The sequence below is a fragment of the Curvibacter soli genome, from assembly GCF_029211125.1.
Classification (GTDB): Bacteria; Pseudomonadota; Gammaproteobacteria; order Burkholderiales; family Burkholderiaceae_C; genus Curvibacter_A; species Curvibacter_A soli.
In genome coordinates this window covers 1-15,053 of sequence record NZ_JARGEN010000013.1, presented here as the reverse complement: position 1 = coordinate 15,053, position 15,053 = coordinate 1, and the positions used below count along the sequence as shown (strand labels likewise).

Annotated in this window: 17 protein-coding genes; 7 read left to right on the top strand and 10 right to left on the bottom strand. The window is 66.2% G+C overall.

Features of this window, described 5'->3' with window-relative positions; all coding sequences use genetic code 11:
• Positions 1-29: 29 nt before the first annotated feature.
• The 9 genes from PY257_RS02520 to nifB all read right to left on the bottom strand — a co-directional run bounded on the left by PY257_RS02520 (position 30) and on the right by nifB (position 6,048).
• A complete protein-coding gene (locus tag PY257_RS02520; RefSeq protein ID WP_275738430.1) occupies positions 30-1,196 on the bottom strand; it encodes a cysteine desulfurase family protein in 1,167 nt (388 codons plus the stop codon).
• Positions 1,197-1,309: 113 nt separating this feature from the next.
• The gene (locus tag PY257_RS02515) at positions 1,310-1,651 is read right to left on the bottom strand and encodes a DUF3024 domain-containing protein (protein ID WP_419095644.1); all 342 of its coding nucleotides are present in this window, start codon (positions 1,649-1,651) and stop codon (positions 1,310-1,312) included.
• A 32-nt stretch (positions 1,652-1,683) separates the two neighbouring features.
• The gene (locus tag PY257_RS02510; protein ID WP_275738425.1) at positions 1,684-1,968 is read right to left on the bottom strand and encodes a nitrogen fixation protein NifZ; all 285 of its coding nucleotides are present in this window, start codon (positions 1,966-1,968) and stop codon (positions 1,684-1,686) included.
• Positions 1,965-2,330 (bottom strand): nitrogen fixation protein NifZ, encoded by a 366-nt coding sequence (locus PY257_RS02505; RefSeq protein WP_275738423.1) that lies wholly within the window; start codon positions 2,328-2,330, stop codon positions 1,965-1,967. The genes PY257_RS02510 and PY257_RS02505 overlap by 4 nt, the downstream gene beginning before the upstream one ends.
• Positions 2,323-3,114, bottom strand: coding sequence for a 4Fe4S-binding leucine-rich repeat protein (locus tag PY257_RS02500; protein WP_275738422.1), 792 nt, complete (start codon positions 3,112-3,114; stop codon positions 2,323-2,325). Before PY257_RS02500 ends, PY257_RS02505 begins: the two co-directional genes overlap by 8 nt.
• A gap of 62 nt (positions 3,115-3,176) precedes the next feature.
• Entirely contained in the window at positions 3,177-3,749 is a 573-nt protein-coding gene (locus PY257_RS02495; protein WP_275738420.1) for a hypothetical protein, read from the bottom strand.
• A gap of 17 nt (positions 3,750-3,766) precedes the next feature.
• Positions 3,767-4,174 carry a HesB/IscA family protein gene (locus PY257_RS02490; protein ID WP_275738418.1) on the bottom strand — a complete coding sequence of 136 codons (408 nt, stop codon included), beginning with the start codon at positions 4,172-4,174 and terminating at the stop codon, positions 3,767-3,769.
• 48 nt (positions 4,175-4,222) lie between these two features.
• Positions 4,223-4,417 carry a 4Fe-4S binding protein gene (locus tag PY257_RS02485; RefSeq protein WP_275738416.1) on the bottom strand — a complete coding sequence of 65 codons (195 nt, stop codon included), beginning with the start codon at positions 4,415-4,417 and terminating at the stop codon, positions 4,223-4,225.
• Positions 4,418-4,452: 35 nt separating this feature from the next.
• Positions 4,453-6,048, bottom strand: coding sequence for a nitrogenase cofactor biosynthesis protein NifB (gene nifB, locus PY257_RS02480; protein ID WP_275738414.1), 1,596 nt, complete (start codon positions 6,046-6,048; stop codon positions 4,453-4,455).
• A gap of 237 nt (positions 6,049-6,285) precedes the next feature.
• Here nifB and cysM point away from each other — a divergent pair, with 237 nt between their 5' ends.
• On the top strand, positions 6,286-7,200 hold the full coding sequence (gene cysM / locus PY257_RS02475) for a cysteine synthase CysM (RefSeq protein ID WP_275738412.1): 915 nt from the start codon (positions 6,286-6,288) through the stop codon (positions 7,198-7,200).
• A 148-nt stretch (positions 7,201-7,348) separates the two neighbouring features.
• On the opposite strand, the gene nifA is transcribed toward cysM, so the two are convergent.
• Complete coding sequence (nifA, locus tag PY257_RS02470) at positions 7,349-9,064, bottom strand: nif-specific transcriptional activator NifA (RefSeq protein WP_275738410.1); 1,716 nt, start codon at positions 9,062-9,064, stop codon at positions 7,349-7,351.
• A gap of 334 nt (positions 9,065-9,398) precedes the next feature.
• Here nifA and PY257_RS02465 point away from each other — a divergent pair, with 334 nt between their 5' ends.
• The 6 genes from PY257_RS02465 (at position 9,399) to PY257_RS02440 (ending at position 14,320) form a co-directional block, all read left to right on the top strand.
• Complete coding sequence (locus tag PY257_RS02465; RefSeq protein WP_275738408.1) at positions 9,399-10,643, top strand: IscS subfamily cysteine desulfurase; 1,245 nt, start codon at positions 9,399-9,401, stop codon at positions 10,641-10,643.
• Between the two features lie 40 nt (positions 10,644-10,683).
• The gene (iscU, locus tag PY257_RS02460) at positions 10,684-11,133 is read left to right on the top strand and encodes a Fe-S cluster assembly scaffold IscU (RefSeq protein WP_275738406.1); all 450 of its coding nucleotides are present in this window, start codon (positions 10,684-10,686) and stop codon (positions 11,131-11,133) included.
• Between the two features lie 47 nt (positions 11,134-11,180).
• Positions 11,181-11,558 carry an iron-sulfur cluster insertion protein ErpA gene (erpA, locus tag PY257_RS02455; RefSeq protein ID WP_472924717.1) on the top strand — a complete coding sequence of 126 codons (378 nt, stop codon included), beginning with the start codon at positions 11,181-11,183 and terminating at the stop codon, positions 11,556-11,558.
• Between the two features lie 174 nt (positions 11,559-11,732).
• The gene (gene iscA / locus PY257_RS02450; RefSeq protein ID WP_275738404.1) at positions 11,733-12,056 is read left to right on the top strand and encodes an iron-sulfur cluster assembly protein IscA; all 324 of its coding nucleotides are present in this window, start codon (positions 11,733-11,735) and stop codon (positions 12,054-12,056) included.
• 7 nt (positions 12,057-12,063) lie between these two features.
• Positions 12,064-13,947 (top strand): Fe-S protein assembly chaperone HscA, encoded by a 1,884-nt coding sequence (hscA, locus tag PY257_RS02445; protein ID WP_275738402.1) that lies wholly within the window; start codon positions 12,064-12,066, stop codon positions 13,945-13,947.
• 37 nt (positions 13,948-13,984) lie between these two features.
• Positions 13,985-14,320, top strand: a complete 336-nt coding sequence (locus PY257_RS02440) for a 2Fe-2S iron-sulfur cluster-binding protein (protein ID WP_275738400.1) — start codon at positions 13,985-13,987, stop codon at positions 14,318-14,320.
• Positions 14,321-15,053 lie beyond the last annotated feature (733 nt).

Here is a 15,053-nt window from a genome sequence, read left to right as displayed (position 1 = left end):
AGGGTGGGAAAGGCGGGCAGTACTCGGGCTCATGCAGCGACGGCCGTTTCCGCTGCTTGTCGAAGCAGCGGCTCCAGCAGCGGCGGCAGTGCGGCCAGCAGGTAATCCACGTCCTCCCTGGTAGTGGTGCGGCCCAGCGACAGGCGCACGGCGGCCAATGCCTCGTCCGGCGGCACGCCCATCGCGGTCAATACAGGGGACGGCTCGCTGCCGCCCGAGGAACATGCCGCGCCCGACGAGGCGGCGACGCTCAGGCGTTCGAGCCGGTTGAGCACGACCTCGGCCGGCAGCCGCCCGAAGCGCAGGTAGCTGGTTCCGGGCAGGCGCGGCGCGCCCTGCGCCCAGACGTGCAGGGCTGGCAGCGCCCGCGCGAGACCCTGCTCCAGCGCATCGCGCAGAGCAGCCAGGCGCTCGGCCTCTGCAGCCACGCCGGCAGTCCCGCCCAGTTGCTCCAGCGCCGCTGCCATGCCGACGATGCCCGGCAGGTTCTCGGTGCCGCCGCGCCGGTTGCGCTCCTGGCTGCCCAGCGTCTGCGGAGCCAGGCAAACCCCCTGGCGCAGCAGCAGCGCCCCCACGCCCTTGGGGCCCTGGAACTTGTGCGCCGAGAGCGACACGGCGTCCGCGCCGCAGGCCGCAAAATCGAAGGGCAGCTTGCCGATGAACTGCGTAGCGTCCACATGCAGTCGTGCGCCAGCCGCCTGCGCCAGCGCGGCGACTTCAGCCACGGGCATCAGCACGCCGGTCTCGTTGTTGGCGGCCATGAGCGAGACCAGCGCCACGTCGGGACCGATCAATGCGGCAGCCGCACCAAGGTCGAGCGTGCCGTCGCCATGCACGGGGATGAAATCCACTGACACACCGCCCTCGGCCAGCGTGCGCGCCAGCTTCAGGTGGCCGGCATGCTCGACGCTGCTGAACACGGCGCGCCGGCGCATCGGCGCCGCCGCAGCCAGCAGGCCGCGCACCGCCAAGTGGTTGGATTCCGTGGCGCCGCTGGTATAGACCACTTCCACCGGCTTGCAGCCGAGCGCGCGCGCCGTGGCTGCGCGCGCGGCACCCAGGGCACGCTTGGCCTCCTGCCCCGGACCGTGTTGCGACGAAGCGTTGGCCCACAGTCCGGAAAACACCGACATCATGGCCTCGACGACCGCCGGCGCGGGCGGCGTGGTGGCGTTGTGGTCGAGGTAAATCGCCATGGCTTGCATATCCCTCAGCCTCTCAACGGCCCACCACGCCGGCGCAAGGCCATGACGGACAAAACCGGTCCAGCCCCAGAGAGGCGCCGAAGGCGCTTGGGGTGTGTTTCATTTCAAGGCCAGTAGATGCGCTGCGCGTCCACGCACAGCACGTCCATCAGTTCGTCGAGCTGGTCGCTTTCATCCTGCGCGACCCAGGTGCCGTTGGCGTGGTCGCGGGCGAACAAGCGCCAGTTCTGCACCACCCGGCCCGGCTGGCGGCGCGAGGCGCGCGGCGTACCGGGGACCAGCAGCGCGATGTCGATCACGCCGCCAGCCGGGTCGACGTTGCGCGAGCAGCACGGGCTTTCGATGCGGAAGGCCTCGCCTTCGCGCAGCACGCGCGGACGCACGTACCGGTAGCGCACACGCTGGCGCAGCGCACGCTCGAGCCGCTGCTGCATGAGGTCCAGCACCCTGCCTCCTGAAGGGGCGGCAATGGCCGGGTTCATTCCTCGCCCCCGGTTTCAGGCAGCAGCCCGGGGGGCGCTGGGGCAATTTCCTCTTCCATGCAGCCGATGACGCAGCCGCCGAACTCCACCAGGTAGACCGGTTCGTTCTGCTGCGTCGCATGGCCCACGTTGACGATCTCGCCGACCGCGCCCTGCACGGCCAGCACGGCGCCGGCAGGCCGCGCGGGATGGCTCCCGTCGTTGACCAGATCGTCCAGTGCAATGACGCGCTGGCCCCAGGCATACAGGGCGCCGCGCGGTTCGATGGGTAGGCCGTTCATTCCTGGTTCTCCCGGGGTGCCCTGGACTTGCCGAGACCGCGCAGCGACGCGGCCTTCTCGCCCAACTGGCCCAGCACGTCCTCGGGCAGCTTGTCCAGGGTGCACAGTTCCTTGGCGCGCATGCCGACGCGGTGGCCGGAATCGACGAAGTCCACCGCGTAGATATAGAACTGCTGCAGGAAGGTATTGATGTTGGTGACGTAGCCGATCTCACCCCTGTTCACCAGCACCTCGCCGATGTCCTTGCCGTTGTAGGTGCCGTCGTTGCGGATCACCGATCGGGCAACCACGCGCTCGCCATAGCTGAAGCGCGGCGGGAAGGCGATCTCGATCACGTCGTCGTCGCGGTTGATGTCAGCCATGGGCAACTCCTGCGAAGGTGTTTGCGCGCTCGCGCGCCGCACGGCGGACCTCGGTGTCTTCGTCGTCCTGCAGCAGGCTGAGCACTGCCGCGTCGGCGCGCTGTGCCACTTCCCAGCGCACGCGCCAGTCGGCGTCGGCGGCCATGCGCGAGAGCAGCGGCGCGGGCAGTCGCTCGGCCACGATGCGCCGCACCTCGGGCTCCGGATCGCCGGCCATTGCCAGCAGCGCGGGCATCTCCAGCCGCTGCGCCACGCGCATGCGCACGGCGCGGTCGGGATCGCTCGCCATGGTCGGCAGGATGGCCAGGGGGAGCCGGCGCGCGACCAGCTCGCGCACGCCGTAGTCGGGGTCGTTGCGCATCGTCGCCAGCACGGCAGGCTCGACGCGCTGCGCGACGCGGATGCGCACCTCGCGGTGCGGGTCGCCGGCCAGCCGCGCCAGTTGGGCCAGCGGCAGACGCAGCGCGATCTGCAGGCGCACGGTTTCGTCCGGGTCGCCTGCCAGTGCTGCAAGCCGGAACACGCTGGCATGGCGCGCGGCGATGGCGCGCACCTCGAAATAGGGATGCGCCAACTGCGCATCACTGAGTTGCGGATGCCAGCGGAAGAAGCGGTCGATGCGGCGCGCGTAGGCATCCTGCATGCAGGCATGGCCCGGCTCGCAGCCCTGCTCGCCGGGCAGTTCGCGCAGCCCGGCGTAGTCGCACGCGGCACAGTCCACCGGGCCGCCCTGCCAGTGCAGCGGCGGGATGTCGCCCGCCGGGGCGCGCGCGGCGACAGTCATCGCATGACCTCCGTGCCGTGCACTGCGGCACGAGCCCCCCTTCGGAACGACCGGCCGGGGGCTCATCGCGCCGCTCCATCCCAGCCGCGCGCCGGGTGGGCGGGCAGCGATTCGCCCATCTCCATGTCTTCGCCTTCCTCGTGGCGCGCCAGCACGTGCGAGAGCAAGGCCCCGCCCACGTGGTCCTGCGGGTCGAGCCGGCGCAGTTCACCCAGCATCAGGCGCGCATCGTCGAGGTCGCCCAGACGCAGGTTCAGGTAGGCCAGGCCTTTGAGTGTGAAGAGGTAGAAACGCACGGCGGCGTCGTGGCGTGCCGCATCGTCGCTGGGCGGGGCGTCGCCGAAGTCGGGTCCGAGGGCCGTGCGCGCGATTGCGAGCGCATCCTCGCCAGCGGCCCGCGCTTGGCCAAGCCGATGACCATAGAAGTGGAAGCGATACAGCGCGATCAGCGGTACGGGATGGCGCGGCGCGGCGGCGCGGGCACGCTCCAGCAGCGGCAGTGCTTCCTCCGGGCGGTGCCGCAGCAGTCCGGCCTGGGCAATCAAGGCACTGGCCTGCGGGCTCAGCCCGCCGCCGATGACGGTATCGGCAAAAGCTGCCGCCGCGTCGTGCAAGCCCAGGCTGGTCGTTTCCATGGATATCCCCGGGGTGTTCAGGAAATCAGCGTCGGCGCCACCGGGCGGCCACGCCCGATCGCGCCGATGTCGATCTTCGCGATGCCGGGCGGCCCGGCTTCGGCACTGCTGCTGCAGCCGCACGCCGCCTGGTTCGGGCTGACAAAGGTCAGGCCCGACTTGGTGGGCGTGTCGGCGAAGTCCATGGTCACGCCATCGAGCATGAGGCGGCTTTCGGCCGGCAGGAAAACGCGCAGGCCGTTGACCTCCAGTGTTTCTTCGCCCGGCTGCGGCGCCGCCTCGGCGCTGAACTCGGCGTTGTAGCCCGAGCAGCCGCCAGCGCTCACGGTCAGGCGAAAGCCCGCGCCATCGGGAAGGCCGGAAAAGCGCACGATGCGGCGCATGAACTTCTCGGCGGCGGGGGTGATAGTCAGGTTGGGCAGCATGGCCAGTCGTCTCCAGGGGTCAACAAGGGATGGGGGTGGGGGTGGGCCTCATGCCTTGACGATGCAGCCATCCACCGGGCATACCGAAACGCACTGCGGATCGTCGAACTGCCCCTCGCACTCGGTGCACTTGTTGGGGTCGATGACGAAGACGCCGTTTTTTTCGCGGATGGCGACGTTGGGGCACTCGGGCTCGCAGGCGGAGCAGCCGGTGCAGGTGGAAGCGATGATCTTGAGGGACATGTGGGCTCTCCTTGGCGGATGGCGAAATAAAGGGGTCAGGCCGCCTCCGCCGCGCCGGTGAAGGCGCCCTGGCGGATCTGTGCGTCGCCGCGGCCCTGGTGGACGATGGCGCCGCTGGCGATGCGGCCGCGGTAGTCGTTGAACCAGGCCAGCGCGGCCTTCTCGATGAATTCGCCGACGTACTGGTCCACTGGCTCGATGCCGGCCTGCGTCAGTTCGTCCTTCGGGCAGGCGCCGATCTTGGCGACCAGCACCGCGTGGCAGTCGTTGATGGCGCGCACGACCGATGGCAGTTGCTCGTCGTCGCCGTAACCGCCCTGGCAGTACAGGTCCACGCGGCGATGGCCGACGAACAGGGCCTGGGTCGCCGAGACCTCGAATATCTGGAACTCGGTGACGTGGCCGAAGTGCTCGTTGACGCGGCCGCCTCCCTTGGTGGCAACGGCGACCAGCACCTTCAGGTCATCGGCAGCGGCCATGGACGCGGCCTCGACAAGCGCCTCGCGCTTGGCCGCAAACTGCGCCTGGCGCTCGATCTCGACCTTGTCCTGGTACTGGCGCCGCCGGTCGAGGTCATAGACCACTTCCATTTGTTCGATCTTGTCGAGCGTGAATTCTTCGCTGCGGTCTTCGCCCAGCAGACCGACCGCGTCGGCACGGCACTGACGGCAGTGGCGCATGAGGTTGGCGCCGCCCATGCAGGCGTCCTGCACGGCCTTGAGCTCCTGCGCGCTCGGGCCGCGCTGGCCGGTGAGGCCGAAGTGCGTGCCGTGCTCGGCTTCCGAAATCAGCGGCATGATGTTGTGCAGGAAGGCGCCGCGCTTTTTCACTTCGCGGTTCACCTCGATCAAGTGCTCGTCGTTGATGCCGGGGATGAGCACCGAGTTGATCTTGGTCAGCACGCCGCGCGCAGTGAGCATTTCCAGCCCGAGCATCTGGCGCTCGTGCAGAATCCTGGCGGCTTCGTAGCCGGTCACGCGCTTGTGGTTCCAGAAGATCCAGGGGTAGATCTTCTCGCCCACTGCCGGGTCCACCATGTTGATGGTGATGGTGACGTGGTCGATGTTGTATTTGCAGATTTCGTCCACCAGGTCCGGCAATGCCAGGCCGTTGGTCGACAGGCACAGCTTGATGTCGGGTGCCTGCTCCTGCAGCATGCGGAAGGTCTCGAAGGTCTTCTTCGGGCTGGCCAGTGAATCGCCGGGGCCGGCGATGCCGAGCACCGTCATCTGCGGGATCTCGCTGGCCACCGCGACCACCTTCTTCACCGCCTGCTCGGGCGTGAGCTTCTGGCTCACGACGCCGGGTCGGGACTCGTTGCTGCAATCGTATTTGCGGTTGCAGTAGTTGCACTGGATGTTGCAGGCCGGGGCCACGGCCACGTGCATGCGTGCGTAGTGGTGGTGTGCCTCTTCGGAATAGCAGGGGTGGTTCTTGACCTTGTCCCAGATCTCCTGAGGCATGTCGTCGGGCCCTCCCGAAGAGCCGCAGCTGGCCTTGCCGTCACCGCCGTGCGTGCCGCAGCCGCCACCGGTTTCGGGAACCTCGATCCTGGCACCGAGAGGCTTGATCTGGCCGATGCCCACATAAGTCATGGTTGGCATGGAGCCGGCGCTCGTACTGGCTTGCATGGTGACCTTTCGTCGCGGCCGATGGTGGCCACATGGAAGCTCTTAAAGCCAAATCCATGCCACGGAAAAAATCCTTTGAAATCAAGGATCCGCACGGTTTGTCGGATGTTGCACATGCCACAGGGAACACAAACGCCGCAGCCGCTGTCAGTGATGCGACAAAGGCCACACGACTATCGGACACCAGGGGCGAACACATGCCACGCAGCACCGGCATGCGGCTTGCAGGAGAGCCGCATGGACACGACGCCCCGCTACCCGACCCTTGAAGACAGTATCGGCAATACGCCACTGATACGGCTCGAACGTATCGTCGGTGCCGATGCCGCACACAGGAACAATGTCCTGCTGGCAAAGCTGGAGGGCAACAACCCGGCTGGATCAGTCAAGGACCGGCCCGCGATCAGCATGATCCGCCGCGCCGAGGAGCGCGGCGAGATACGGCCCGGCGACACGTTGGTCGAGGCCACCTCCGGCAATACGGGGATCGCGCTGGCGATGGCCGCCGCGATCCGCGGCTACCGCATGGTGATCGTGATCCCGGAAGACCAGAGCATCGAGCGACTGCAGGCGATGAAGGCCTACGGCGCCGAACTGGTACTGACGCCGCGCGCAGGCGGCATGGAACTGGCGCGCGATACGGCCAACCGCCTGGTGGGCGAAGGCGGAGGCCGCATGCTGGACCAGTTCGCCAACCCCGACAATCCGCGCGCCCACTACGAAGCCACCGGCCCCGAGATCTGGCGCGATACCGGGGGCCGCGTCACCCACTTCGTGAGCGCGATGGGAACCACGGGAACCATCACCGGCACAGGCCGCTATCTTAAGGAACAGAACCCCGCAGTGCGCATCGTCGGCGCGCAACCCAGCGAGGGCTCTCGCATCCCCGGCATCCGCAAATGGCCTGATGCCTACCTGCCCAATATCTACGACCCAGGCAATGTGGACGAGATCGGGCTCGTGCGCCAGACCGACGCCGAGAAGATGGCGCGCCGCCTCGCGCGCGAAGAAGGGCTGCTCGCCGGCATCTCTGCCGCCGGGGCCTGCTGGCTTGCACTGCGCGTCGGCGAAAAGGTGGAGAACGCCACCATCGTCTTCGTGGCCTGCGACCGGGGCGACCGGTATCTGTCCACCGGCGTGTTCCCGGCGTGAGCCAGGCTTGAAGGCCTCACGCCGCGGGCTACGCATGCACCCAGGGCCGCAGCCGGGGCCTGTTCGGGAGCGGCTTTGCCGGGCCGTTGAGTACACGATCCTCTGAAGGGGAATTCGAGCGACACGCAGCGCGCGAGAAACGGAGCGGTCAAAACTTCCGCACCTCGATCCCATGCTTGCGCAGCGCGTAGCCCATCTGGCGTGGAGTGATTTTCAGCAGCCGTGCGGCCTTGGCCTGGACCCAGCCGCAATGCTCCATGGCCCAGACCAGGCGCTCGTGCTCGCCATCGGGCTTGCCATCGACGGGCTGTGCCGCCGCGGGCAAGGATGCTTGCGGCGCGTCGCCGGCGTCGGAGTCGGAGTCGGAGTCGGGCATGGCATCCACCGGCTGCGGCGCCCTCGCCTGCGCATCGGCAGCGCGTGGCGGCGCCATCGGGACTTCGGTGATCGGGATTTCCGCCAGGCGGCCAGGCCGCACCGCGTCCTCGCGCTCGATGTGATGCAGCACCTGCGTCAGGCAGCGGTTGCCCTGGCATGGAAAGGCGAGATCAGAGATGACCTCGCCGTGCGTCATGGTTGCCGTGCGCTCCACGCAGTTCTCCAGTTCGCGCACATTGCCCGGCCAGTAGCAGCTGGTCAGCACGCGCATGGCGGACGCATTGAAGCGCGCGGTGCGCGCGTTCTCGCGGTTGAAGCGGTCCAGAAAATACTGGGCCATGGCCGGGATGTCCTCGCGCCGCTCGCGCAGCGGCGGCAGTTGGATGCTGACCACATTGATGCGGTAGTAGAGATCGGCCCGGAACTCGCCGGCCTGCACCATACGTTCCAGATTGCGGTTGGTGGCGAGGATCAACCGCACGTCGACCTTCACCGCACTGGAGCCGCCCACGCGCTCGAACTCCCGCTCCTGCAGCACACGCAGCAGCTTGGCCTGGAACGAGGAGGAGATGTCCCCGATTTCGTCGAGGAACAAGGTTCCGCCATGCGCCAGTTCGAAGCGGCCCTTGCGCTGCCCCTGGGCGCCGGTGAACGCGCCCTTCTCGTGGCCGAACAGTTCGCTTTCCAGGAGCGACTCGGTGAGCGCCGCGCAATTGACGCGCACGAAGGCTCCGCGCTTGCGCGGCGACAGGTTGTGGATGGCATGCGCGATCACCTCCTTGCCGGTCCCGCTTTCGCCGCGCAACAGTACGGTGGTGCGCGCTGGCGCGACCTGGTGGACCTGTGCGAACACATCCTGCATCGGCGCGGAAACCCCCACCACCTGGTCGATCTGCTGGCTGGGCTTGAGCACCTTGTGCATCCTGCGCACCTCATCCTGCAGGGTGTCGTGCGCGGCGCTGACACTGCGGTGCAGAAGCAGGGCCTGGCCCATCAGCGTAGCCACCATCTTGAGCAGTTGCATCTCTTCGGCGAAGACCCGGTTCTGGCCGGGATTGAGGCAATCGACCGCCAGCACGCCGACGGTGCGCCGGTCGGCGCGGATGGGTGTAGCCAGCATCGCGACGGTCGCACCGGGCGACTGGTCGGCGCCGCCGGTGCGGTTGAGGAACAAGGGCTCGGCGCGCACGTCGGGCACGACACTGGGCATGCCGCTGGCATAGACACGGCCCACGATGCCCTCGCCCGAACGGAACTCCAGGCGCTGCTGCTCCTCGCGCGAGAGACCGACTGCGCACAGGCCGCGCAGCTTATCCTCGGGCTCGCCGAGCACCACGAATGCACGCCGCCAGTCGAAGACATGCAGCAGGTAATTCAAGGCTTCGCGGAAGGTTTTGACGACATCCAGCGAAGTGGCCAGCGTCTTGCTGACTTCGTAAACCGCATCGAGCTCGCGCCGAGCTTCGGTCGCTTGTGTATTCACCATGGGGGCCTCGTTCTCGTGCGACACCGGGCTTGCTGCGTCGGCCTCCATACGTTCCGCTGCCGGTTTCGCACCGGCCATAGACCGCATCGACGGCACAACGACTACTGGTCGCCCAAAACGCAAGAAACGTGCCCAACGGGGACGTTTTGGGAGCTTGGCGGACACGCAGGAAACACACATTTGCGACAAATCAGACAAGCGTGCCTTATGCACCCTCATGCACCGCCCACAAAGACAACAAACAGTGCGCAGATAGCCCCCCATGTGGGGCTGAAACGCATGGCACCGAAGTTGCGAAACGAGGGGTGCCCACTCTCTTTTCCAGGAGCCTGCCATGCCGGACCCCGTTCATGAAAAAGCCGTATCCCATGCCGCACGGCCGATCTACCTCGACTATGCGGCCACCACGCCGGTGGACCGCCGCGTCGCGACGCGGATGATTCCTTACCTGACCGAAATCTACGGGAATCCGGCCAGCCGTTCGCACGCCTACGGCTGGGCTGCGGAAGAAGCGGTGGAACTGGCACGCGAACAGGTTTGTTCGCTGATCGGCGCAGACCCGCGCGAAATCGTGTGGACCTCGGGCGCCACCGAATCGAACAACCTCGCGATCAAGGGCTCCGCGCACTTCTACCGCGCCAAGGGTCGCCACCTCGTCACGGTGGCCACCGAGCACAAGGCAGTGCTCGACAGCATGCGCGAACTCGAGCGCGAGGGTTACGAAGTCACGGTATTGCCAGTACTGCCCAGCGGCCTGCTCGATCTCGACGTCTTCGCCTCCGCACTGCGGCCCGACACCATCCTCGCCTCGGTGATGTTCGTCAACAACGAGACGGGCGTCGTGCAGGACATCGCCGCGCTCGGCGAGCTGTGCCGCGCCAAGGGCGTGCTGTTCCACGTCGACGCGGCACAGGCGGCAGGCAAGGTCGCAATCGACCTGGAGCGGTTGCCGGTGGATCTGATGTCGCTCTCGGCCCACAAGATCTACGGCCCCAAGGGCATCGGCGCGCTCTATGTGCGTCGCCGCCCGCGCGTGCGCATCGACGCCCAGATGCACGGCGGCGGCCATGAGCGCGGCATGCGTTCGGGCACGCTGCCCACGCACCAGATCGTCGGCATGGGCAGCGCCTTCTGGCTGGCGCGCGAGAACATGCAGGCCGACAACGCGCGCATTCTCGCGCTGCGCGAAAGGCTGTGGGCCGGCCTCTCGAAGATGGATGCCGTGGCGCTCAACGGCGATGAGCAGCATCGTGCACCACAGTACCTGAACGTGAGTTTCAACTACGTCGAGGGCGAGTCGCTGCTGATGGGTATCAAGAACGTGGCGGTGTCCTCGGGCTCTGCCTGTACATCGGCGAGCCTGGAGCCCAGTTACGTGTTGCGCGCGATGGGCCGCAGCGACGAGCTCGCCCACAGTTCGGTGCGCTTTTCCATCGGCCGCTTCACCACGGTCGAAGAAATCGACTTCACCATCGAGCAGGTCACCCAGGTCGTCGAACGGCTGCGCGCCATGAGCCCGCTGTGGGACATGGTGAAGGCCGGCGTCGATCTCAACGCCATCCAGTGGGCCGAGCACTGAGAGGCTGAGCCCCCGTCCAGCCCCATTCACGGAGAAACTCATGGCATACAGCGAAAAGGTCATCGACCACTACGAAAACCCGCGCAACGTTGGCGCCTTCGACGCCAATGACGACAGCGTAGGCACCGGCATGGTCGGCGCACCGGCGTGCGGCGACGTGATGCGACTGCAGATCCGCGTCAACGCGCAAGGCGTGATCGAAGACGCCAGATTCAAGACTTATGGCTGCGGTTCGGCCATCGCGTCGAGTTCGCTCGTGACCGAATGGGTGCGTGGCCGCACCCTCGACGAAGCGCTTTCGATCAAGAACGCGCAAATCGCCGAGGAGCTCGCGCTGCCCCCAGTGAAGATCCACTGCTCGATCCTTGCCGAGGATGCCATCAAGGCGGCGGTCGCAGACTTCCGCTCCCGCCATGCCGTTCAGGGCGCCGCCGGGAGCGCTGCCGCACTGACCACCGAGCAGCCAGCCTGCAATTCCGGCTCCCGCTGAGCCCGGCCGCCCGTCCCTGTCACACCCAGAGAAAGAAGGAGCACACCATGGAAGCAGTGCAGTCCCCTACCAGTTCCGACGCGCCATGCCTCATGTCCGCCATGCTGGAGTTCACGCCCCGCGCCGCAGCCAAAGTGGCCACGCTCATCGAGGAGGAGGGCAATCCCGAACTCAAGCTGCGCCTCTACGTCACGGGCGGCGGCTGCTCCGGCTTCCAGTACGGCTTCGCCTTCGACGACCAGGTGGCCGAGGACGACACCAGGATCGTCACCGAAGGCGTGGTGCTGGTGGTCGATGCGATGAGCCAGCAGTACCTGCTGGGCGCCCGGGTCGATTACGAAGACGGCCTCGAAGGCTCGCGCTTCGTGATCCACAACCCGAACGCGCAGTCCACCTGTGGCTGCGGCAGTTCTTTCTCTGTATGAGTTCCCCGTTGCTCGCTCACTTCTTGCAGCCGGGTCCCCTCTTTCAAGGGGACGACACCGGCGGTCCGGCGGAGCCGGTTTTGCGGTGCTTGCCGAATGGGCTTCACTGCGCTGGCCGTGGCTCATGGCGAGCGGGCTGCACGACTTGGGACCGAAATTTAAAAGGAAGACCACATGTCCATCACCATGACGCCCACCGCCGCCCGCCACGTTGAAAAGTCGCTTGCCAAGCGGGGCGGCGGCTTGGGCCTGCGCCTGGCGGTCAAGACCAGCGGCTGCTCGGGCTATGCCTATGCGCTGGAGTTCGTCGATGCGCTCAATGCCGACGACGAATGCTTCGAGACGCATGGCGTGAAGGTCATCATCGACCCGCGCAGCCTTGGCATGCTCGATGGCACCGAACTCGATTTCGTGCGTGAAGGCTTGAACGAAGGCTTCAAGTTCAACAACCCCAACGCCAAAGCCAATTGCGGCTGCGGCGAAAGTTTCGCTGTCTGAGATCGCCATGGCCCTGCTGCAGATCGCCGAGCCCGGCCAGAGCGCCACGCCACACCAGCATCGGCTGTCGGCAGGCATTGACCTGGGCACCACCAATTCGCTCATCGCCACCGTGCAGAGCGCATCGGCGCGCGTGCTGCCGCACGAGGATGGGGCTCTGCTGCTGCCTTCGGTGGTGCGCTACCTGGCCAGCGGCGGCATCGAGGTGGGACGCGAGGCGCAGGCCCGGCAATTCGAGGATCCGCAGAACACCATCGTCTCGGCCAAGCGCTTCATGGGCCGCTCACTGGCCGACCTGGCGGGCCGGGAAGAGGTGGCGGGCCTGCCCTATCGCTTCACCGATGGCGCGGGCATGGTTGGCCTGGCAACCGCGGCAGGCGAACGCTCGCCGGTGCAGGTTTCGGCAGAGATCCTGACCGCGCTGCGCGAACGCGCGGAATTCACGCTCGGCGGACCGCTTGCGGGCGTGGTCATCACGGTGCCCGCGTACTTCGACGATGCGCAGCGCCAGGCCACCAAGGATGCCGCGCGGCTGGCCGGCCTGACGGTGCTGCGCCTGCTCAACGAGCCGACTGCCGCGGCCATAGCATACGGCCTGGACAAGGCCGCCGAAGGCACCTTTGCAATCTACGACCTTGGTGGCGGCACTTTCGACATTTCGATCCTGCGACTCAGCCAAGGCGTGTTCGAGGTGTTGGCCACGGGCGGCGATTCATCGCTGGGTGGTGACGACTTCGACCACGCCATCGCCAAGTGGTTTTGCGCGCAGTGCGGCATCGCCGGAATCGCGGCACTGCCTCCCGCTGCGCAGCGCAGCCTGCTGGCCGCCGCGCGCGCGGCCAAGGAAGCGCTCTCGCAGACCGGCACGGCGACGCTGTCCCTGGCCCTGGGCGACGGTGTCATCCAGGAGGCCGAGCTTTCGGCGGCGCAGTTCGCCGAACTCGGCGCTCCCTTGATTGCCCGCACGCTGGCTGCCACCGAGCGCGCGCTGCGCGATGCCCGGCTTGGCGTGGCGGACATCACCGGCGTGGTGCTGGTCGGCGGTTCGACACGCATGCCCATTGTGCGCAACGCGGTGCGCGAGCTGTTCGGCAGTGAGCCGCTGGCCGACATCGACCCGGACCAGGTGGTCGCGCTGGGCGCCGCCATGCAGGCCGACGTGCTGGTCGGCAATGGCAGGGCCGGCGAATGGCTGCTGCTGGATGTATGCCCCCTTTCCCTGGGCATCGAAACGATGGGCGGTCTGGTCGAGAAGATCATTCCGCGCAACTCCACACTTCCGGTCGCCCGCGCGCAGGAGTTCACCACGTTCAAGGACGGCCAGACGGCCATGTCGCTGCACGTGGTGCAGGGCGAACGCGAAAGCGTGGCGGCCTGCCGCTCGCTGGCGCGCTTCGAGCTGCGCGGCATTCCACCCGCGGTCGCAGGCGCGGCGCGCATCCGCGTGAGCTTTCAGATCGATGTCGATGGCCTGCTCTCGGTCAGCGCGCGGGAGCAGACCACCGGCGTCGAAGCACACGTCGAGGTGAAGCCTTCGTATGGGCTCGAAGACGCTCAGATCACGGCAATGCTCCAGGAGGCCGTCGGCACCTCCAGGACCGACATGCTGCTGCGCTCGTTGCGCGAGGCGCAGATCGATGCGCGGCGCCTGCTCGATGCCACGGAGTCGGCCCTGGGCCAGGACGCCGCCCTGCTGTCGCCAGCCGAGATGGCCCTCATCCGGCAGGAAATGTTCAAGGTCGGCGATCTGCTGGAAACGGAAGCGGCGCTGGAAGAGCTGCGGCCGGCCATGGCCGCGCTGTCAGCCGCCACCGAGGAGTTTGCCGCACGGCGCATGAATGCATCCATCCAGCAGGCCCTTGCGGGGCGTGCACTGGACAGCTTGATCTGAAAATCTCAACCGCCCTGGCGAAGAACAAACGCGCCCCATGCCCCGCGTCCGCATCCTGCCCCATCCCGATCTCTGCCCGGAGGGGCGTGATTTCGAGGCGCGCCGCGGCGCCTCGCTGTGCGAGAGCCTGCTCGCCTCGGACGTGGCCATCGAGCATGCCTGCGAAATGGTGGCCGCCTGCGCAACCTGCCATGTGCATGTGCGCGAAGGCGGCGCATCGCTTGCACCACCGGACGACGAAGAGAACGACCAGCTCGACAACGCCTGGGGCATCGACGCGCAGTCCCGCTTGGCCTGCTGTGTGAAGCTGCGAGATACCGACCTCACGATTGAGATTCCGCTGCACACGCGCAACCATGCGCGCGAGCGTTGAACCTGGAAACGGCAGTTGAACCAACCGAAAAACTGAAGAAACCCAATATCCATGCGGGTTTCCAAAGACTTCGCGTGACTGCAGAGCAGTTCCAAATGGGTGAGTCTGGAAAGCATGGAAACTCAATGCGTGACAGGCACTTGCTCGAATTTTGGGGATTCAACTGCCGGAAATAGGTTGAATCTATTATCCCAAGCTGGCAGAGCCGGAACCAAACAGGTTGGAAATGCGAACGCAACCATACCCCATCGGTCGTACGCAAGAGTTTTGGACGTTCCACCGATTCGCGCCCACTTGCACCTGTTCCTAGTAGTCAGTCATGTTGAAACGCGAGGATAAATGCGAGTGAGCTTACGCCTGGCATCCTGGGGAGGGACTTGCAGAATTCGGATGAATTTTTTAAACGCGCCAACGTGCGCTCAAAATAGACTGCTACCCCTCCCCCTACGCTGAACATGAAAAACGCCTCAAAACGCACGAGATCGCCTCCAAATCAATTTGCCCAAAATGGCCTCTAAAAATTCTCGTCAAAATTCATCAAATCTTAGAAATTTTGCTTAAATTTTAAGCAAATTTAGACGAATTTCGGCAAAAATAATTCTGCAAGTCCTTCTCCTGAATCCGTGACCACCCCATAACGAATCCGCGCCTCATTGGATTTTCTGAGTTTCGTCGCCCGGATTGCCTGCATGCATGCGTCCAAGACCCTGCGCTGGCCGTCATGGCGGGCATG